The organism is Wenyingzhuangia sp. IMCC45574 (genome assembly GCF_054182685.1).
Genome location: NZ_CM135169.1, coordinates 998,998 through 1,020,889, shown reverse-complemented (window position 1 = coordinate 1,020,889; position 21,892 = coordinate 998,998). Strand labels below are relative to the sequence as shown.

Genomic DNA, 21,892 nt, shown 5'->3' with positions numbered 1-21,892 from the left:
AAAATAATTATTTATGAATTTTTCGAAAATTTTAAGTGTTGCTTTTTTAACTGTTGTGCTAACATCTTGTTCTAGCAATAAGTTAACAGTAGAAGATGTGGAACAAGAGGTAAAAGACCCAGTAGACGAAAATAATACGGATTGCAAATTGGGCAAGGTATATATAGAAAAAGAAGGTCTACTACGTGTTGATATAGTAAATACAGACCCTTCTAATAACTGGTCAACAGAAAATACCTTAACTGGTTTTGAGGGTACAGGGTATTTAGTATATACTGGTCCAGATAGTTTTAGCAATCCAGGGAATGATGTACTTAATTTTCCTATTAAAATTACTCAACCCGGAGTGTATCAGTTTGTTTGGAGTAGTAGAATCTCTAAGGGAGATCACAGAGGAGAACACAACGACTCTTGGTTAAAAATAGATGCAGATGAGTTTTACGGGGAGCACGCAACTACAAAAGTTAAAGTGTATCCAAAAGGTTCTGGTAAAACACCAAACCCCGCTGGAACTAGTAAAAATGGATGGTTAAAATCTTACATGAATAAATTAGGGGAATGGTTGTGGAAATCACAAACGAATGATCATGATCCTTATGGAATTTTTGCAAAATTTAACAATGCAGGAGTGTATAATGTTCAAATTTCGGGTAGATCTAATGGACACGCTATAGATCAATTTGTATTGTTTAGAGTGGATAAAAATTTGAACACAGCAAAACAAGCTGAGTTGAGTAAAACTGAATGTAAATAGAGAAACTTAATAAAATGAATAAAAAGTATATATACCCAATAATACTGTGTAGCGCTTTGGTGTTATCGTTTGTAAAACCACCAAAAAAGAAAGATTATAAAGATTCGAGTCTTTCTGTAGAAGAAAGAGTAGATGCTTTATTGCCGTTACTATCTTTAGAAGAAAAAGTGGCTCAAATGAGAATTTTCCATGCCAATATAGGTGTTAAAGCCGATGAAAATGGAGAGTTAAAACTTTCTAAAAGAGTAGTTAATAAGTTAAAGTTAGGGATTGCAGGTATTAAAAACCCTGCAGAACATGTGAACGCTGTAGAAGCTGCAAAATACAATAACAAATTACAAAAGTACATTATAGAGCACAATCGTTGGGGAATACCGGCATTGTTTGTTACAGAGTCTTATAACGGTGTAGATGCAGAAGGTTGTACAAAATTTGGTAGACCTATTACATCTGCGGCTTCATTCAATCCAGAATTGGTACAAAAAGTTTGGGATGTTGTTGGAAAAGAAGCAAGACTTAGAGGAATGCATATGTGTCATTCACCAGAAGCCGATTTAGTAAGAGATCCTAGATTTGGTAGAATGAGTGAAGCATTTGGAGAGGATACTTACTTAACTACTCAAATGGTAACAAGTGCTATTAAAGGAGTACAAGGTAATTACGAAGGTTTAGGAAAAGGGACTCATATTGGAGCGGTAGCAAAACATTTTGCAGGCTACGGTCAGGTATTAGGAGGTTCTAATTTTGCGGCAATTGAAATATCTCCAAGAACCTTAATAGATGAAATTTACCCTCCATTCGAAGCAGCTGTTAAAGATGCTAAAACGTTGGGAGTTATGGCTTCACATGGTGATTTAAATGGAGTTGCAAGTCACGGGAATCCTGAATTACTTACAGGTGTATTACGTAATCAATGGGGATTTAATGGTTACGTGGTTTCAGATTCTAATGATATAGCTCGTTTATTTTATTTTATGAAAGTAGCTGAATCTCCTGAAGCAGCTGCTCAAATGGGGTTGGAAGCTGGAATTGATATAGATTTATATGCAGAAGATTCTTATGCATATTTGCCTGAAATGGTTAAAAAGAACCCAGAGTTAGAAAAATTAATAGACAGATCTGTAAGAAGAGTTTTAAGAACAAAGTTTGTGTTAGGATTGTTTGACAACCCTTATATAAAGATCAAAAAAGTTAAAAAAGAAGTTAGGTCAAAAGAGTCATTGGCTTTGGCTAAAGAATCTGATTTAGAGTCTGTTATTTTATTAAAAAATAAAGAAGACGTATTGCCATTAGATCCTGCTAAGAAGTTAAAAATAGCTTTGTTAGGACCTTTGGTAAGAAAGAATACTAAAGAAATGTTTAGTTCTGTTACTGGATCAAATATTACATACATAGATGAAAAAGGTTTTCCTTTAACAGATCAGAAAAAAGGAGTGCCTAATTTATCTAAAAGAAATCCAGAGGCTATAGAGAAAATGGTGAATATTGCAAAGAATTCCGATGTGGCAATTTTGTTTTTAGGAGGAGACGAGTTTACATCTAAAGAAGCATTTTTTAATAGTGCACTTGGAGATAGAGCTACTATAGACCCTGTGGGAGCGCAAGACGAATTAGTAGAGAAAGTAAAAGCGTTAGGTAAGCCTGTTATTGTGGTTTTAAAACACAGAAGAACTTTATCTATTAACACTATTTCTAAAGAAGCAGATGCAATTTTAGATACTTGGGATTTAAGTGAGTTTGGAGATCAATCTACAGCAAAAATTATTTTTGGAGAGGTTTCACCTTCAGGAAAATTACCTGTTACAGTACCTAGATCTATTGGGCAATTACCGTATCACTATAGTATGAAAGAAATAAACTATAAAAAAGGGTACTTGTTTTTAAAAGATGGACCTATTTATCCTTTTGGTTTTGGATTAAGTTATGCTACTTTTAAGTATTCAGATTTAAAATTATCTAATTCTGAAATTAGTTCAAATTCTGAAATTACTGTGAGTGTAAAAGTTACGAATACAAGTAACGTTACGGCTAAAGAAGTAGTTCAAATGTATGTTAAAGACGTAATAGGTTCTGTTACAAGACCAGATAAAGAATTAAAAGGTTTTGAGAAGATTGAATTAGCAGCAGGAGAAACTAAGGAAGTAAGTTTTAAGATTACTCCTAAAATGCTAGAGTTTACGGGACTTAAAATGGAAAAAGTATTAGAAGTAGGAGATTATAAAGTGATGGTAGGTACTTCGTCTAAGGAGTATTTAGAAGGAGCTTTTAGATTAGTTAAAAAATAAATTAAATAAGTAAAATGAAATTCAAATCAATTATTTCGGCTGTATTAATTTGCGCTTTGTATGGATGTGCTTCGGTTCAACATTCAAGTTCTAATAAAGAACTAAATGTAGAAGAAGTAAAAGCAGCTATGATTAAAGCTGTTGAATGGCAAGAGGCTCATCCTATTTTTGCAGCTGCACCAACAGATTGGACTGTAGGAGCTTATTATACAGGAGTTGCAAGGGCTCATAAGACCACGAGAGATGCAATTTATTTAACGGCATTAAAAAATCATGGATATTGGAATAAATGGGAAACATATACACGTTTACACCATGCAGATGATGTTGCAATTTCTTATAGTTATTTATATCAAGCCTTAAATGAAAAGAGAAGAAAGCTGGTAGATTTAAAGCCAACACATGATTTTTTACAAGCTCATTTATATGAAAATGATCCTTGGAAAGAAGGTACTCTTAAAAATAAATTTGGAAAGAATATATTGTGGTGGTGGTGTGATGCTTTATTTATGGCACCTCCTGTAATTACTTTGTATGCTAAGTACACTAAGGATGAAAAGTATTTAGACGATATGCATAAGTTTTACATGCAAACGTACAATAGACTTTACGACAAAGAAGAAAATTTATTTGCAAGGGATTTACGTTATGTATGGAAAGGAACTAAGAAAGATTTAAAAGAAGAAAACGGAAAGAAGATTTTTTGGTCTAGAGGAAATGGTTGGGTTATAGGAGGCTTGGCTTTAATTCTAGATGATATGCCAAAAGATTACAAGCACAGAGCTTTCTATGAAAAGTTATTCAAAGAAATGTCTGCAAGAATGTTGTCTTTACAATCTAAAGATGGTTTGTGGACTACTAGTTTATTAAGTCCAGAGAGCTTTAATCATGGAGAGGTAAGTGGAAGTGGATTTCATACTTTTGCTTTAGCTTGGGGAGTTAATAATGGTTACTTAGATGCTGCAACATATACTCCTGCTGTTAAAAAGGCATGGAAAGCTTTACAAGCTTGTCAACATGCAGATGGACGAGTAGGTTGGGTTCAAGACATTGGAGCTTCTCCAGAACCTGCATCTAAAAACAGTTGGCAGAATTTTGGAACAGGAGCATTTTTACTTGCTGGAAGTGAAGTGCTTAAGTTAAAATAAGCAAATACACATATATTATTTTTTTAAGCTAAATAGATACGGTATTACCTATTTATTTAGCTTTTTTTAAATTCATTATTATGAGAAATATAGTAAAATTAGCAAACGTAATGATTTCTGTTTGTTTGTTTTCTTGCAATCTTAGTTCTAAGTATGCTAAAGAAAACGAATCGACTAAAGAAATTGAAAGGCCAAATATTTTGTGGTTGGTAACAGAAGATATGGGGGCTTATATTCCTGCTTTTGGAGATAATACCATAGAAACACCTAATTTGTCTAAGTTGGCTAAAGAGGGTGTTGTATATCCTAACTTGTATTCTACTTGTGGTGTTTGTGCACCAAGTAGAGCTGCCATAGCTACGGGTATGTATCCTTCTAGCATTGGAGCCAATCATATGCGTACTACTTCTAATACAAAAATAACAGGTTTGCCAAAATATGAATCTGTACCTCCTGCTGCTGTAAAAATGGTAAGTGAGTTGTTACGTTCAGAAGGTTACTACTGTACCAATAATTACAAAGAAGATTATCAGTTTAGAGCACCTGTTACGGCTTGGGATGAAAGTAGTGCATATGCGCATTGGAGAAATAGAAAAAAGGATCAGCCATTTTTCTCTATTTTTAACTTTACAACAACCCACGAATCAGGACTTTTTGAACCTTATGGTATTAGAAATATAGAGGCAAGACATTATCAAGCAGGAGATAGAGCCTTTAAATGGGAAAAAGGAAAGACTTTACCTTCTAAAACCCCCATTCATTTATCTAAAGATACTCAGTTTAAAATCCCACCCTATTTACCCAACACCCAAGTAGTTAAAAATGATTTATGGAAGTTGTATAATAATATTGCAGAAATGGATCATCAAGTAGGGGCTGTGTTAAAGCAATTAGAGGATGATGGTCTTTTAGAAAATACAATCATATTTTTTTATGGAGATCATGGTGGTCCTTTGCCTAGAGAAAAACGACTTATTTATGATTCAGGTTTAAATACTCCAATGATTATTAGATTTCCGAATAAGAAAAACGCAGGTTTAAAAGATATGCAGCTAATAAGTTTTGTAGATTTTGCACCAACCTTATTGTCTATTATAGGGGTTCAGCCTAAGCCATATTTACAAGGGCAGGCTTTTTTAGGAAAATACAAATCTAAAGAGAAAAGAAAATACATTCATGCAGCTGTAGACAGGTTAGATGAAGTTACCGATGCTATTAGGGCGGTAAGAGATGATAGGTTTAAATACATAAGAAACTATAGACCTAATCAGCAATATTATTTACCATTGGCGTACAGAGAAAAAATTCCTTCTATGCAAGAGTTGCTTAAGTTAAGAGATACAGGAATGTTAAACGAGCAACAAATGCAGTGGTTTAGAAAAAACAAACCCAAAGAGGAGTTATTTGATTGTTATTTAGATCCTAATGAGTTAAATAATTTAGCAGACGATCCAACATATGCAAATAAAATTAAGGAGCTAAGTTTAGAGATGGATCAATGGTTAAACTCCATAAATGATACTCCAAACTTACCAGAAATAGAGCTTATTAAAAAACTATGGAGTGGAAACGATGTAAAACCCTTAACTCAGAATCCTGAGATAATTTTTAAAAATGGTTTGGTAACTATAAATTGTAAAACAGAGGGAGCTTCTATTGGGTATAGAGTAAAAGATAAAGCAAACAAACTCTTTAAATCATGGAGTGTTTACAAAGAACCTTTTAGAGTTTTAACTAATACTACAATAGAGATAAAAGCACATAGAATAGGATACAAACCGAGTAAAACGGTAGTAAGAAAAATGGAGTAACATATTAGAATATGTTGATTAATTAAAAAACAGCGTTTATTTATAACGGTGTTTTTTGGGTTAAGAATTATACCTGTCAGTATACTACATGACACTCTACAGTGCCTTAAGTATTATTTTAGTGTTAAATTATATATGCCCTAGAATGATTAAAAGAATATTATGCCTATCGTTTTTAGTTTTGTTTTTTTCTTGTAAAGAGGAAGATCAAAGCAAAAATATTTCAGGAGTAGATTTAGAAGTTTCTAAAAAAGTAGAGGCTTTAATTGAGCAAATGACATTGGATGAGAAAATTGCAGAATTAACTCAGGATGCAGAAGCAAATACAAGATTAGGTATACCTTTTATGAAGTTTGGAGAAGGCTTACATGGTCTTTGGCACGATGGAGTTACTGTATATCCACAGGCTATAGCATGTGGTGCTACCTGGGATCCTAGTTTGGTAAAAAAGATGGCTCAACAAACAGCTTTAGAAGCTAGGGAATTAAATATTACGCACATATATTCTCCTAACTTAGATGTAATTACTGGAGATGCCAGATATGGAAGAGTAGAGGAATCGTATGGAGAAGATCCTTTTTTGGTTTCAAAAATGGGAGTTGCTTTTGTACAGGGAATGCAAGGAGAGGGAGAAGAAAAGTTTGATGAAAATCATGTAATTGCTACAGCAAAACATTTTATTGGGTATCCAGAAAATAGAAGAGGTATTAATGGAGGTTTTAGCGACATGTCTGAAAGACGTTTAAGAGAGATTTTTTTACCACCATTTAAAGCAGCTGTACAAGAAGCCGGTATTGGATGTATTATGCCTGGGCATCAAGATTTTAATGGCGTTCCTTGTCATATGAATGAGTGGTTGTTAAAAGATGTCTTAAGAGGAGAGTTAGGGTTTGATGGTTTTATTGTTTCTGATAACAACGATGTTGGACGATTACAGACCATGCATAAAATAACCGAAACTAGAGCAGAAGCTGCAATTTTGGGACTTAAAGCAGGTGTAGATATGGATTTGGTTTTAGGAAAACATTTGCCGCTTTATACCTATCATTCTTTGGTGTTAAAAGATACGTTACAAAAGAATCCTGAGTTGGTGAAATATGTAGACGATGCCAACCGAAGAATTTTAACAGCTAAGTACAAATTAGGTTTGTTCGATGCTAAAAATAAGAAAGAAGTTAAAAAGGGAACTGTAGTTAGCAAGAAGGAGCATCAGGATTACTCATATGAAATGGCTAAAAAAGCGATTGTCTTACTAAAAAATGACAATAAGCTATTGCCGTTAGATATGACTAAAATTAAGTCGTTAGCGGTTATTGGACCAAATGCTCATGAAAGAAAGCCTAAAAAAGGGACATACTCATTATTAGGAGGGTACTCAGGTGTGCCACCGTATTACGTTTCTGTTCTAGATGGATTAACTAATAAGTTAGAAGGAAAAGTAGCTATAAACTATGCACAAGGATGTACTTTAAAAGGGAAATCTAAGAAAGGTTTTAAAGCAGCAGTAAATGCAGCAAAAAAATCGGATGCAGTAATTTTAGTGGTTGGAGGTTCTAGAAGAACATGTGGAGAAGGTGTTGACAGATCTAATTTAGATTTAACGGGGGTTCAAAAAGAGTTGGTTAAGACAATTAAGGAAACTGGAAAGCCTGTAATTGTAGTGTTAATAAACGGTAGGCCTTTGTCTATTAATTATATAGCAGAAAACATTCCTTCTGTATTAGAAACATGGTACTTGGGAATGAGATCTGGAGATGCAATTGCAGATGCTATTTTTGGAGATGTAAATCCAGGAGGTAAATTAACGGTTTCTTTTCCTCGTTCTGTAGGACAAATACCGGTTACTTACTTAGAAAGACCAGATTTTATTGGTTCTGGAAAAGGGTTGTACAGAGATGCTGTTAAAACACCATTGTTTCCATTTGGTTTTGGTTTAAGTTACACAACGTTTAGCTACGGTACTCCTCAATTAGAAGATATGGTAATAAGCAAAGATGGAAGTACAACAGTATCTGTAGAAGTAACAAATACAGGTGCCAGAATTGGAGATGAAGTAGTACAGATGTATATAGAAGATGAGGTAGCTTCTGTAGGTAGATACAATAAAATGTTGAAAGGTTTTAAACGTGTTACCTTAAAGCCAGGAGAAACGAAGAAAGTAACATTTACTCTTGGTTTTGATGCGTTGAATGTTCTAAATAAAGACTTAGTAAGGGTGGTAGAACCAGGAAGCTTTAAAGTCTATATTGGAAGTTCATCGTTAGAAAAAGACTTGTTAACAGCAACATTAAAAGTGAAAAACAATTAGTTTTTATTAGGATCATACATACTAGTGATTTAATTTGGTTGAAAACCAGTAGAAGTTTAAAAGCTGATACTGGTTTTTTTTTGATATAGTTAAATTCAGTACAGTTCAGGATGCTTGGAGTCCGAACTATGTCTATTTTTAAGAAAAATGATATTAGATGAACAGAAGAGATTTTATAGAGTTGTCTGCAATGTTGGGTGTTGGTGTTTCTTTACCTTTTTCAACATTACTCAGTTCGTGTGTCAATGATAAAAATGAACATTCTAAAGAGTTTAAAAATTACACCTATTCATTGTTAAAAGAGTGGTGTGATGAAATGTTAAAATTACAAATCATAAATCCTTCTGATAAAGATGTCCATGGAGCATTGGGTTGTCCTTCATGTTCTCATATTCATGGTAGATGCATGGATGCCGTGTATCCTTTTTTATATATGGCAGATGTTACAGGGGATCAAAAGTATTTAAAAGGTGCTATTTTGGTAATGCAATGGGCAGAGAACAATGTGTCACAAGCAAATGGTGCTTGGACGGTAATTAAAAATCCTAAATCGTGGAAAGGGATTACTGTTTTTGGAGCCATTGCGTTGGCCGAAGCTTTAAAATATCACGGTCATATATTAGATGCTGCTACCAAAAAAGCATGGACAGATCGTTTGCATAGAGCTGCTGAATATATTTATAAAGTCTTTACAATATCTTTTACCAATATTAATTACGGAGGTACAGCTATTTACGGATTAAGTTTATTTGGTGAAGTTTTAAAAGTTGAAAAGTATTTGACGAAGAGTAAAGAGTTGGCAACTGATGTTAAAGATTATTTTACTGATAACGAAACATTCTTGTTTGGAGAATGTAAAAAAGAGTCGGATAAGTTAAGTGAAAAAGGTTTGCATGGGGTAGATTTAGGTTACAATGTAGAAGAAACCCTAAATAGCCTTGCTATGTATGCTGTAAAATACCAAGACGAGGAGTTGTTAACACTTGTAGAAAAGTCTTTAACGAGTCATTTAGAGTTTATGTTACCAGACGGTGCTTGGGATAATAGTTGGGGAACCAGACAGTACAAATGGAGTTATTGGGGGAGTAGAACATGTGATGGGAGTCAGCTTGCTTACGCTGTAATGGCAGATATGAACCCTGCTTTTGCAACCGCAGCTATAAAAAATACGGAATTGTTAAAAGAATGTACCTCTAGTGGTTTAATACACGGAGGTCCTCACTTTGTGTCTCACGGTGTAAAACCATGTGTTCACCATACGTTTACACATGCAAAACCGTTGGCTACTTTGTTAGATCATTGGGAACATTTACCACAATTAAATAAAAATACTCCGCTACCAAGGTTGGTTGCAGATGGGGTTAAACATGTTAAAGATTTGGATGTGTTTTTATTTGCAAGAGGAGATTGGAGAGGTACTGTTAGTACATATGATGCAGAATATCATTATAGTAAAGATTTTAGACAAGCATGTGGAGGTGCTTTAGGAGTGCTTTACCACAATAAAGTAGGGTTGTTATCTGTGGCAAGTATGGCTGTTTATGAAATGGTTGAGAAAAACAATCAGCAACCACAACCAGGAGTAGATTTTGCATTAACGCCAAGAATTGAAACATTTGTAGAAGACGAATGGTATACCAATCTTTTTGATTTAAATGCAACTGCAACTTCTTCTGATAAGAATGGAGTGGTAGAGTTAATAGCCAACGTTTCTTTAAAAAATGCATCCAGAAAACAAGTAAGTAGTACTGCTGCTAATTTTTCAATTAATTATCAGTTTGATAAGGATAAAACGACAATAAAAGTTAAACCAGAACAAAAAATTACCAATAAAACATCTTTTGTTCTTCCTATAGTTTCAAAAAACAATGAGGAATATACTTTTACATCAGATTATGAATTGGTTGTAAAAAAAGAGGGGGGGGCTGTTGTAATAACAAGTAATGCCAAGTTAAACATAAGAGAAATTCCTACCAAGAGAGTTTTTAACATGGTCCCTGGTGTAGAAGCACTACCTTTAGAAGCTTTTTTTAACGATTCTTCTGAATCATTGATTCTTGAAATCAAGGTGGTATAATTGCGTAATTTTTTATAGGGCATAAACACTTCTTAGCGTAAATCTTAAGAAGTGTTTTACTTTAGTTGTCTTTTGGAGATATACGAGCTTTGTTTTCAGTATAGTTCAGTACTGTATTGTCTTCATTTTCAGTGAAATTTATATGTTTTTAAGAAAACTTTATAAATATTGAAAATATAGCATCAATGAACTGTAAAACTACTTTTAAGAGCTGTATAATAGCTTTTTTATTATTGAATTCATTTTTAATTTCTGCTCAAGTTGTACTAGAAACAGAGGTTAAAATTACGGATATGGCCATGTACTTTGATGGTCAAAAAGTGCCAATAAGTACAAGCACAAATTCTACTACAGGTTATGATTACGCATATGGTCCTGCTTTAACACCGCATGGAGATTGTATTAAGGTTTATGATAAATATGTTTTTTTAACATGGTATAGAGGTGGAAAGTTGGATAGACATGTAATGTTAACACGGTACAATACAGAGACTGGAGTCCAAAAAACGATAGAATTTCCGCATCAACATACGGGTTATAATAATAAGTGGTGGATAGGTGAAACTCATAACACCATTGCTGTTGGTATTTGTCCTAAAGATGGAACTATTCACATGGTATATGATATGCACAGGAATGGTAATGTAGCTGCTTTTGCAAATGATTATTTAAGATACTCATACACAACAGCAAATGCAGCAACTGTGTTAGATGATGAATTTACAATTGATTTATTCGTACAATCACCTAACAATAATTACAAACATTTAGCTTTTCCGGGAATAAACGATGTAAATACCACCAAATTATTAACCTACCCTGCTTTTTTTACCAATGATCAAGGAGATTTATTTATGAAGAATAGATTCGGGTATTCTGAAAATGGAAAATTTCTGTTTGCTAAATACGATGGTAATGATTGGGAAGGATATACTGATTTTAATAGAATGGTGGCATCAAGTCATGGAAGTTCTTATAACTGGGGGTTGTATGGAGACATTAAGTATTTAAATGGAAAAATAAGAATTGGTTTTCAGCAAAGAGCTAACATAAGAACAGATAAGTACCAATACCAAAATGGTTTTTATTATGCGTACTCAGACGATCCAAGTGGTCTAACTCAGTGGAAAGACCATACAGGAACATCATTCGATAGACCTTTAGCAATATCAGATAAAATTAAAATATCAGAGCCAGGAGATTTAGTTTCTACTACTGCGTTAGACCAAGTTAAAATGGTATCTGGTTTTGATTGGACTGTGACAGATAATGGAGATGTTCATTTTATAGGTAAAGTTATTGATAATGAAAACAGTGTTACAAAACAAGTACATACTTACAAACCATTTGGAGCTACAGAGTTTATAACTACAACGGATTTCTCTGGAGCAGAAACATTATATGCTTTTGGTGATAAAGTTTACATAATTGGATTAACATCTTCGGGTAGGCCATTTGTAGAATCTGCACAAGGGGGAACAAATTTATTTACTAGAGTTTATGAAGCAACCTCTGGGAAACGTTTTAGAAAAGGGCAAGTTTATATACACGATGGTAAATTATATTATTACTTGTTAGAAAATAACGCTGCTGATGCTGATGATACACAACCTACTTATTTACAAATTATAGATTTAGGTATAGATAGTAATACACCGTTTGCAGTTCAATTATTAGCTCCAAGTAACAATCAGGAGTTTGATGAAGGAAAAAATGTACAGGTAATAGCTTCTGCTACTACAGATAAAGACGAGATTACAAAAGTTGCGTTTTATTTAGATAACAACTTGTTACAAGAAGATACTACTAAACCGTATACATTGGATTGGACTCCAGCTGCTACAGGTACTTATTTGTTAAAAGCCATAGCATATAGAACAGGAGGAGAAAGCATTGAGTCGGATGAAATATCTGTGAAAATTAATGAAGTAGATAAGTCGGATTTAACCAAAGATGTTTTTAGACTTAGAAATAAAGCCACAGGGAAGTTTTTAGGAGCTGGTCCAGGTACTGCTACCCCAGTGGTTATGAGCGAAACAGCAGAAACAGACGATACACATTGGACGTTTGTAAAAACAACAGTTGGAGGTGTAGAGTACTACAATATAGATAGTAATTTTAATGGTGTTCTTCGTTCTACAGGAAGTGGCTATTCAGATCCTTACCTAGTGCTAAGTACTGGGAAATCTCCTACAACTGGAGATAGTGATAAAATATGGAAGCTTCATTTTAACGAAACCAATAATACTTTTAGGTTTGAGTCTAAAACAAACAATAGGTATTTGTATCAAGATCCAAATAACAATGTATACAATATTAGTATTCCAGATACAGACTTAAGAAGTGTTTGGGAAGCAATACCATCTAGCCAATCTTTAAGTATTTCTGCTATTAAATTAAAAGCAACAGAAATAGAGGTAGTATCCAATCTTAAAGAAGGAAGAGTTACTATTGTTTTTCAAAACCTTTCGGATGTAGAACTTAGTGTATATAGTGTTTTAGGAAAAGAAGTTTTTAGGGGAGCAACCAAAAGTAATACTATAAACTTAACAAATGTCTCTTCTTTAAGTAGTGGTATTTACATTCTAAAAGTTCTAGCTAAAAACAACCAAACGTACATGGCTAAAATTTTTATAAACTAATACCTATTTAGATATAAGAGTTTTAGCATACAATTACTACAAAACCTATTTGCATGAAATTAAAAAGATTTTATTTACGTACGTTGTTTTTATTCTTCGGTTTTTGTGTGAATGCACAAGTGGAATTTATAGAAGAAAGTGAAATTACAGATAGTGGTTTGTATTTTTGGTATGCAGATGGCTCTAAGTCTTATCATTACAACCCTAATATTAGTCCAAGAGGAGATTCTTTTACTGTAGTTAATGGCTATGTGTTTTTTGGATGGTATAAGGGGGGAATGACCAATAGAAATTTAATGGTTTCCAGAAAAAAAATAGGTTCTGGAAATTGGGTACATGTTGAATTTCCTCATAAAAACACGCTTATTCAGCCAGGAAATAAATGGGGAGATTCACATAGAACCATTTCATTAGCTGTTAGTAAAATAGATGGTACTATTCATGTGTTTTACGATCATCATAATGAAGATTTAAATTATATAGTTTCTAAAAAAAACATTGCTTTTGCACCAGATAGTGCATTAAACTTAGAAGCTTTTGAACCAACCAGGGAGTATTTAGTAACAGGAGAGAACTTAAGAATAACTTATCCTAAAGTTACCGAAAATGATTTTGGAGAAATAGTTTTAAACTATAGAAAAGGTTCTGCAGTAGGAGGAAGTGAAATAGTACATGTATACAATGGAGATACATGGACTAAGGCAAAACAAGTTAGTAAAGGAGTTGGTTTGCCCGATATATTAGAAGAGGATAGAAATTATGCATATGGTTCTCCTGCCAATGGTGATGGAAACATATGGTATGCTTTTTCGGTAAGATGGGCTGCAAAAAAGTCTTTAGGGATTTTAAACGAAGGAGTTTATCTTGCAAAATGTGGACCTAGTATGTTAGATCCATGGGAAGATCTTTCGGGAACAAAGCACCCTCTTCCCATAAAAGATTTTTCCCCTTTTTTAATAGACAACCCGGCATCTAATTATGACAAAGGTTCTAGTGGAGGTCCTGGTATAGCGGTTACTGCAAATGGAGATATTCATATAAGTTACAATGGTAGAGGAACAGGTAATACCTATCATTATACATATACAAAAAGGGCTGGAGAAACCTCATTTGTAAAACGTACCGGAGTTTTGTCGTCTGGCGATGGATGGGGAGATAGAATTTATACATCTTCTGTTTCTACCAGTGGTGTTATTACTGTAAAAAGTACCGAACCTGGTTCTCTAAACTTTAGAACAGACTATACTTTAAATACAGGAAAACGATTGGCTAATGCTAACACATATGTTGGAGGAGGTTATTTAACCGTTATTTGTCCGGATATTACAGATAGAACAGACAAGCAAACTTTGTATTGTTACTCTTTTAAATTACCTAGCATAGTACCAAAAGAATTTGAAACTAAGTTGGTGTATCCGTTAAACAATCAAACGTTTACTTTAGAAGATGATATTCAGGTTTTGGCAACTGCTGGAGATCCAGATCATACTATTTCTAGGGTTGTTTTCTTTGTAAATGATGAAGTATTATTTGAAGATTCTACAGAACCGTATACGGTAGATTGGAATCCAACAATAAAAGGAGAGTACAATCTTAGGACAGTCGCTTACAATACAAATGGAGAAAATATTTCTTCGGAAACAAGAAAAGTTACCTTAGTAGAAGTAGATAAGACAGACTTATCGGGGAATGTATATAGGTTGAAAAATGCGGAAACTGGAATGTATCTTAAATCATCGGGGGCTAATGTGATAAGTTCCGAGTATGTTAAAGACGATGATGCTCTGGAGTGGAATTTTGTAAAAACAGAAAGAGACGAAAGGGTTTATTATAATATAGACAGTCAAGTTAGAGGAATACTAAGAGGAACCGGAGCTAATAATGTCAATCCATTTCCATATGCTATTATAAGTACAACAAAGAATCCACCTAGTCCAGATGTCGATAAAATATGGACAGTGCACTACAATGAAGCAGATGAAACTTATCGTTTTGAATTGAGGAATCAGAATAGATTCTTATACGAAAGTTCTAGTGGACAATACTACAATGAATTGGCAGAAGCTACAGATGTAAGAAGCAAGTGGAAAGTTGAACTTGCTAGTAGTGAGCCTCTTAGTATTAAATCTGTTAGTTTTAATTCTTCTGTAGTAGACTTTAGATACCAAAAACAAAGCGATAGTTTTATAATTAAGCTGAGAAACTTAAAAAGCGCAAACATTAAAATTTACAACGTATTAGGAAAGTTGTTATTCGATGAGTTAACACAAGAAAAGCAAGTTGAAGTGCATAATAATGGTTTGTTTAAACCAGGATTGTATTTTTTAAATGTACTGTCTAGTGACCGAAAAAATTATACAGCAAAACTGTTTGTTAATTAACAAGACAACATCAAATATACTAGAAAAATATACCTGACAGTCAACCAGTAACTTAAAAAGGATTATAAATCAAAGGGGTTAAGAGACATACGGTTGTATAATTAAGATGTGAAAATTTAGAGATTATGAATACATTGTTTAAACATCATAGAATTACAATACTATTTTTTCTATTGTTTGTTCATTCTTTAGTTTATGCCGTAGAGGTTAAAGATTTAAAATGTAATTCAGAGGTAAATCCAGTGGGGATATCCCATGCTAAGCCTCATTTTAGTTGGACATTTATTGGTGACAAAAAGAGTTCAAAGCAAGGAGGTTATCGTATTTGTATGGCTACATCTATCGAAAAACTTAAATATCCAGATATTTGGGATACAGGACCAACCAGTACTTCTAAAACCGGTCCTTTTACTTATTTAGGAGAACCTTTAAAGTCGGGACAACGAGTATATTGGAAAGTAATAGTTTGGGGAAATAACCGTGGGGCAGCACATAGCAAAGTATCTTGGTTTGAAATGGGAACTATTAAGAATCCAGAAGTTGGATTTAAGCCAAATGTATTTTCTAAAAGGAATGGTGTGGTACAAATCTCGTTAAATAAGAACGATACAGGACGGGTGTTTGAAGGAATTGGTGGAGTAAGTGCAGGGGCTTCTTCAGACTTATTGTATGATTATAAAGATCCTATTAGGAGTCAGTTATTAGATTATTTATTTAAACCCAAATTTGGTGCTGGTTTTCAGCATTTAAAAGTAGAGATGGGTGGAGGTGAAAATTCAACTTGTGGTTCAGAACCATCGCATGCAATTACACGCGAAGAATTAAAAAAACCGGTATCAAGAGGCTACGAATTTTGGTTAATGAAAGAAGCTCGTGCCAGAAATCCAGAGGTTATTTTGGAGTATTTACCTTGGAGTTTTCCAGGGTATCTAAAACCGGATATTTATACTTCTGAGTCTGCTGAGTATTTTGTAACGTTTTTGGATGTAGCTAAAAAGCAATGGGGGTTAGATATTGATTGGGTAGCTGCTGCAGAAAATGAAAATTATACAAATCCAAACTGGCTTGTAAATCATGTACGTCCATTGTTAGATGCTAGAGGGTATAAAAATGTAAAGATTCAAGGACCGGATGACAATAGTGGAGACTGGAAAATTTTTGATGAATTTGAAACCAACCAATCTTTAGATAGAGTGGTAAAAGCTGTAGGGTATCACTATGTTACTGGACGTGAGTTTACTGAAAATATGGTAGATGGTCGTGGACGACCTACAACTAAAAAAGCCAAAGAGAGTGGTAAGCCATTATGGGCAAGTGAAGATTGGAGTTGGACAGGAAAAGATTGGGGAGGAGCAGGAGCTTTGAATTTAGCGCGTATTTACAATAAGTTTTACATAAGAGATAGAATTACTAAAACATTAATTTGGGCTCCCATAGGTTCTATTTATAAAACGGTTACCTGGGATAAAGCAGGAGCTATGAAAGCAAATAGCCCTTGGAGTGGTTATTACGAAGTGTGGCCAACTATTTGGGCAACTGCCCATACAACTCAGTTTGCAGAGCCTTTAAAGTGGCAGTATTTAAATGGTGCATGCGGGCTTTTTAATGGTTCAACTTACAAGGGGAGTTGTGTAACCCTAAAAGAAAAAGACAGCCCAGAATGGAGTATGATTATTTGTACCGAAAAGAAAGAGGAGGTTAAAATTAAAATAGGAAAAGACTTTTCACAAGGTGTGGTAACCGTTTGGAAGTCTAATGAAAATGAACAGTTTGTACAACAAGAAAGCATTGTGCCAAATGATGGGTGTATTCGTATTTCATTAGATCCTGAGTGCATATATTCTTTAACAACTACATCTGGGCAACAAAAAGGAGCTTATAAAATTCCTAAAGAAGAACCTTTTCCTTTTCCATATAAGGAAGATTATGAGGATAGAAAAGTGGGAGATCTTCCTAAGTATCACTCAGATCAAACGGGTAGTTTTGAAATTGCATTAAAGGAAGACGGAACACAATGTTTACAACAAATTATTCCAGAACAAGGATACGATTGGATGCGTGTTTACAGAAGACCCAATATTAAACCCAACACATTAGTGGGAGATGCAAAATGGGAGAACTACACCTGTAGTGTTGATGTTTTTATTAAAGGAGGTGATGTAGAACTAGGAGGACATGTTAAGGGGAGTTACTTAAAAGGGTATCGTTTTCAGTTAACCAAACAAGGAACATGGAAGCTTATGTTTAATAAGCAGGTGTTAAAAGAGGGAGTTGTTTCTAATTTTAATGGTAATAAGTGGCATAGTCTTGCACTTACTTTTCAAAATAAAGAAATTAAAGCATTTGTAGATAAACGCCCTGTTGTAAATATATCGCATAAAAAAAATACGGGATATGTTATGTTGGCAAGTTCTTATGATAAAAATTTATTTGATAATCTAGAAATTACTCCTTAACGAGTAACGTCTTGTAGTGTGTTTTAAAATACTAAGATCTTGGTTGAATTGTCCGGTCGTAAAGGTGAATAATACTATCTCTATTGTATTAAAATATCAAATACGAAACATATTTATTGAATGTTATAGCCTAAATAAACATCAGTTAACAGAACTAAAAATTACATAATTATTGAAAAATGCGTATAATTAATAGAAAGAAATTAGGTGTTTTTGTCGTATTAGTCTTCATAACAACAATAGGTTTTGCAAGCAATTCATGGGGGAACGCACAGTGGATTTGGCAACAAAAGGAGGGACCTGCTAATACTTGGGTAGCGTTTAGAAAATCATTTAACCTTAATAATCCTCCCAAAGATGTTGTAGCTAAAATTGCAGTAGACACTAAATATTGGCTTTGGGTTAACGGAGAAATGGTCTTGTTTGAAGGTGGTTTGGCTAGAGGTGCTGCACCCAATACTAATTATTACGATGAAGTAGACTTAAAAAGGTATTTAAAAAAAGGTGAAAATACGATTGCTATTTTGGTTTGGTACTGGGGTAGAACCCGAAAAGTACACGATGATAGTGGTAAAGGAGGACTGTTATTTCATGCAGATCTAGGAGAGAAAGAGTTGGTTTCTAATGCCGATTGGAAACTAAAAGTACATACTGCTTACGATGCCAAAAGTGGGGGAGGTGGAAAAAGTGCAAACAGAGTAAATGCATATAATGTAAAGTTTGATGCTCGTAAAGCAATGGGAGATTGGTCTAAAACGGCTTGGTATTCTAATGGATTTGATGATAGCAATTGGGGAATACCAATTGAAAAAGGAACTGCAGATAGTAAACCTTGGGGCGTGTTAGTAAAACGTGCTATTCCACAGTGGAATAATAGAGGGTTAACAAATTACAAGTCTCTTAGCTTAGGAGAAAGTAAAATTAGCTTGCCTTTTACCAACACAACAGATTCACTGGTTGTGTTAAAAGCAAAACTTCCTTTTAATCAACAAATTACTCCGTATTTAAAAGTGAAGAGTAAAGCAGGTAAAACGATTATAGCAGATGTGGATAATCCTTTTAATATGTTAAAAGGAACTTACATTACTAAAAATGGAGTTCAGGCATTCGAAAGTTACTCGTGGATAAACGGTCATAATGTAACGTATACAATTCCGCCAGGTGTAGAAGTATTAGAATTAAAATACCGTTGGACAGGTGTGGGGGAAATGACAGGTACTTTTGAAACCAGTGATCCTTATTTTACACGTTTATGGAGGATGGCTAGGAATACTTTATATGTTTGTGCAAGAGATGGTTATATGGATTGTCCAGACAGGGAACGTGGCTTGTGGATAGGAGATGTAGCAGATCAAACAGGAGCTGTTTTTTATACTCTTGACAAACCTGGTCGTTTGTTGTTAAAAAAAGGGATAGACAATACCATTGCCTACCGTAAAGGAGACACTCTACAAGGCTTAGCACCCGGATTTGGAGCATACAGAGGAAAAAGTAGTGAGTTAACAGGACAAAGTTTACAATATATAGACCAGGGAATTTGGCAATATTATTACAATACAGGGGATAAGGCCACGCTAGAAAATGCATATCCAGCGGTACTGAATTATTTAAAGTTATGGAGTATGCAGTCTAATGGTTTACCCAAACACAGAAAAGGCTATGCAAATTGGGTAGATTGGGGGATAGAAACAGATCCGGTTGCAACCAATGTGGTGTTGTATTTTATGGCCTTAAAATCGGCTAAAAAAATGGCAGTAACCACAGGAAAAACCAAAGATGTTGCGTGGTACAATAATCGTATAAATAGTATTAAAGAAAATTTCGAAAAAGAATATTGGCAGGGAAATCGTTATGGTACCAAAAGCAAACCTATTGAAGAACGTGTAAGTGCGTTGGCTATTATTAGTGGGTTGGCTAAAAAAGAGCATTACAATGTTTTAGTAGATAGTGTGTTAGTACCTATTAAAAAATCCAGTCCTCATATGGAGTGGTTAGCAGAAGAGGCTATTATGCTTACAGGGCAATACGACAAAGGTTTACAGCGAATGAAACAACGCTACCAAGAGCAAGTAGACCGTAAATGGCTAACAACACTTTATGAAAAATACCATCCAAAATTAAGAGGAACATACAATCATGCTTGGAATGCACCAAATTACGTGCTTTCAAGATACATAGCAGGTGTAAAAGCAATAGATGTAGCTTGGACTAAATATGAGGTAAAGCCAAATTTGGCACATATGACCTCTGTAAAACAGATTGTACCTTCGGTTAAAGGTGATATTACAGTTAAAGTAAATAAAGCAGCAAACCGTTATCAATTAGATTTAATTTCTCCAGAAAATACAATTGCATCAGTTTACATACCTAAAGCAGGAAAAAGCATAAAAAGGATGACGGTAAATGGTAAAAGTATTTGGAAAAACAACAGGTTTAAAAAAGACGTTAAAGGAGTAGTTTACGAAAGCGAAAACAAGGAGTATTTAAAAATAAAAGTTGCTTCGGGAGACTGGAAAATAAAAGTATTGTATTAAAACTGTTCTCGGTTTTATCAATGTATTAAATAAGAATAAAAAAATATAAAATGAGATATCTAATTTTACTAGCAGGCTTCCTTTTTATGGTATCCTGTAAATCAAAGAAAAGTTTAAAAAAAGAAATAGAAAAACACCCTAATGTTGTGTTTGTATTAACCGATCAATGGAGAGCACATGATCTAGGTTTTGCAGGTAACGAACAGGTGATTACTCCAAACCTTAACAATCTATCAAAAGAAGCGGTAGTTTTTACAAATGCTATTTCTAATGTTCCAGTTTGTACACCAGCACGTGCCTCGTTAATGACAGGTAAATATCCACTAAGTCATGGACTGTTTTACAACGACAAGCCATTAAAGTCTGAAGAGGTCTGTATTGCCGAAGTATACAAAGAGAATGGTTATAAAACAGGATATATTGGTAAATGGCATATCAATGGGCATCCTAAAGGAATGAAGAATAGAGAAGGTAGAAAACTTCCAATACCAGCCGACCGCCGTCAAGGATTTGAGTATTGGAAAGTAAATGAGTGCACACACAACTATAACAATTCAGTATACTTTGATGAAAAAAATGTAAAGCATAAATGGGAAGGTTATGATGCCATTGCACAAACAAAAGATGCGATAAAGTACATGCAAACTAATAAAGATAATCCTTTTGTACTATTTGTGTCTTATGGCCCTCCACATGCACCCTACCAAACAGCACCTCAAAGATATAAGGATTTGTATAAAGATATGGATATTAAGTTACGCCCTAATGTACCAAAAAATAGAGCTAAAAAAGCTAAAGAAGATATAAAGGGGTATTATGCACATATATCTGCATTAGACGACTGTATTGCTGCTTTGCAAAAAGAAATTAAAGAGTTGGGGATTGAAGAAAATACCATTTTTGTTTTAACGTCTGACCATGGAGATATGTTATACTCGCATTCGCAGGTAAAGAAACAAAAGCCTTGGGAAGAATCTATAAATGTTCCATTCATTTTAAAATACCCAGCTAAATTAAAACCAGGTACTAAAATGACAAAAATGTTTTCATATCCCGATATTATGCCCACATTATTAGGTATGTCCGGTTTGCCTATTCCAAAATCTGTAGAAGGAAATGACTATACAGGACAATTATTGGGGACTAAGGAGATAGATGTAGAAACAGCATTAATTACATGTCCAGTACCTTTTCATCAATGGAAATTTAAGCGTGGTGGTCGCGAATATAGAGGGGTTAGGACTGAAAAATACACCTATGTAAGAGATCTTAATGGACCATGGTTATTATATGATAATGTGAATGACCCTTACCAATTAAATAACCAAGTAAATAAGCCAGAGTTTGCTTCTGTACAAGCTGATTTAGAAGATAAGTTGCAGGCTATTTTAGACAAAAATGGGGATGAATTTTTACCCGCAGAAGTATACATGAAAGCGTGGGGGTACGAATGGGATGGTATTGATCATTTAAAAGGACATACACATTAATAGTTG

Annotated in this window: 11 protein-coding genes; all 11 read left to right on the top strand. The window is 34.2% G+C overall.

Features of this window, described 5'->3' with window-relative positions:
- The first annotated feature begins 13 nt into the window (after window positions 1-13).
- The 11 genes from ACXHHC_RS04355 to ACXHHC_RS04305 all read left to right on the top strand — a co-directional run bounded on the left by ACXHHC_RS04355 (window position 14) and on the right by ACXHHC_RS04305 (window position 21,886).
- Complete coding sequence (locus ACXHHC_RS04355) at window positions 14-754, top strand: hypothetical protein (RefSeq protein ID WP_458228433.1); 741 nt, start codon at window positions 14-16, stop codon at window positions 752-754.
- A gap of 14 nt (window positions 755-768) precedes the next feature.
- On the top strand, window positions 769-3,039 hold the full coding sequence (locus tag ACXHHC_RS04350; RefSeq protein WP_458228432.1) for a glycoside hydrolase family 3 N-terminal domain-containing protein: 2,271 nt from the start codon (window positions 769-771) through the stop codon (window positions 3,037-3,039).
- 14 nt (window positions 3,040-3,053) lie between these two features.
- Window positions 3,054-4,187: a glycoside hydrolase family 88/105 protein gene (locus ACXHHC_RS04345; RefSeq protein ID WP_458228431.1), complete on the top strand. Its 1,134-nt coding sequence runs from the start codon at window positions 3,054-3,056 to the stop codon at window positions 4,185-4,187.
- 80 nt (window positions 4,188-4,267) lie between these two features.
- Entirely contained in the window at window positions 4,268-5,998 is a 1,731-nt protein-coding gene (locus ACXHHC_RS04340; protein WP_458228430.1) for a sulfatase-like hydrolase/transferase, read from the top strand.
- A gap of 145 nt (window positions 5,999-6,143) precedes the next feature.
- Complete coding sequence (locus tag ACXHHC_RS04335; protein ID WP_458228429.1) at window positions 6,144-8,306, top strand: glycoside hydrolase family 3 N-terminal domain-containing protein; 2,163 nt, start codon at window positions 6,144-6,146, stop codon at window positions 8,304-8,306.
- A gap of 157 nt (window positions 8,307-8,463) precedes the next feature.
- The gene (locus ACXHHC_RS04330) at window positions 8,464-10,383 is read left to right on the top strand and encodes a hypothetical protein (RefSeq protein WP_458228428.1); all 1,920 of its coding nucleotides are present in this window, start codon (window positions 8,464-8,466) and stop codon (window positions 10,381-10,383) included.
- Window positions 10,384-10,568: 185 nt separating this feature from the next.
- Entirely contained in the window at window positions 10,569-13,025 is a 2,457-nt protein-coding gene (locus ACXHHC_RS04325) for a BNR-4 repeat-containing protein (RefSeq protein WP_458228427.1), read from the top strand.
- Between the two features lie 53 nt (window positions 13,026-13,078).
- Entirely contained in the window at window positions 13,079-15,406 is a 2,328-nt protein-coding gene (locus ACXHHC_RS04320) for a BNR-4 repeat-containing protein (protein ID WP_458228426.1), read from the top strand.
- A gap of 125 nt (window positions 15,407-15,531) precedes the next feature.
- A complete protein-coding gene (locus tag ACXHHC_RS04315; RefSeq protein ID WP_458228425.1) occupies window positions 15,532-17,862 on the top strand; it encodes a glycoside hydrolase family 78 protein in 2,331 nt (776 codons plus the stop codon).
- A 179-nt stretch (window positions 17,863-18,041) separates the two neighbouring features.
- Window positions 18,042-20,396, top strand: a complete 2,355-nt coding sequence (locus tag ACXHHC_RS04310; protein ID WP_458228424.1) for an alpha-L-rhamnosidase-related protein — start codon at window positions 18,042-18,044, stop codon at window positions 20,394-20,396.
- Between the two features lie 50 nt (window positions 20,397-20,446).
- Window positions 20,447-21,886 (top strand): sulfatase family protein, encoded by a 1,440-nt coding sequence (locus tag ACXHHC_RS04305; protein WP_458228423.1) that lies wholly within the window; start codon window positions 20,447-20,449, stop codon window positions 21,884-21,886.
- The last annotated feature ends 6 nt before the right edge of the window (window positions 21,887-21,892 follow it).

What these genes read in the sequence shown, in the direction of transcription:
- ACXHHC_RS04355 (WP_458228433.1), top strand. Translation starts at nt 14, where the DNA reads ATGAATTTTTCGAAAATTTTAAGTGTTGCTTTTTTAACTGTTGTGCTA.
- ACXHHC_RS04350 (WP_458228432.1), top strand. Translation starts at nt 769, where the DNA reads ATGAATAAAAAGTATATATACCCAATAATACTGTGTAGCGCTTTGGTG.
- ACXHHC_RS04345 (WP_458228431.1), top strand. Translation starts at nt 3,054, where the DNA reads ATGAAATTCAAATCAATTATTTCGGCTGTATTAATTTGCGCTTTGTAT.
- ACXHHC_RS04340 (WP_458228430.1), top strand. Translation starts at nt 4,268, where the DNA reads ATGAGAAATATAGTAAAATTAGCAAACGTAATGATTTCTGTTTGTTTG.
- ACXHHC_RS04335 (WP_458228429.1), top strand. Translation starts at nt 6,144, where the DNA reads ATGATTAAAAGAATATTATGCCTATCGTTTTTAGTTTTGTTTTTTTCT.
- ACXHHC_RS04330 (WP_458228428.1), top strand. Translation starts at nt 8,464, where the DNA reads ATGAACAGAAGAGATTTTATAGAGTTGTCTGCAATGTTGGGTGTTGGT.
- ACXHHC_RS04325 (WP_458228427.1), top strand. Translation starts at nt 10,569, where the DNA reads ATGAACTGTAAAACTACTTTTAAGAGCTGTATAATAGCTTTTTTATTA.
- ACXHHC_RS04320 (WP_458228426.1), top strand. Translation starts at nt 13,079, where the DNA reads ATGAAATTAAAAAGATTTTATTTACGTACGTTGTTTTTATTCTTCGGT.
- ACXHHC_RS04315 (WP_458228425.1), top strand. Translation starts at nt 15,532, where the DNA reads ATGAATACATTGTTTAAACATCATAGAATTACAATACTATTTTTTCTA.
- ACXHHC_RS04310 (WP_458228424.1), top strand. Translation starts at nt 18,042, where the DNA reads ATGCGTATAATTAATAGAAAGAAATTAGGTGTTTTTGTCGTATTAGTC.
- ACXHHC_RS04305 (WP_458228423.1), top strand. Translation starts at nt 20,447, where the DNA reads ATGAGATATCTAATTTTACTAGCAGGCTTCCTTTTTATGGTATCCTGT.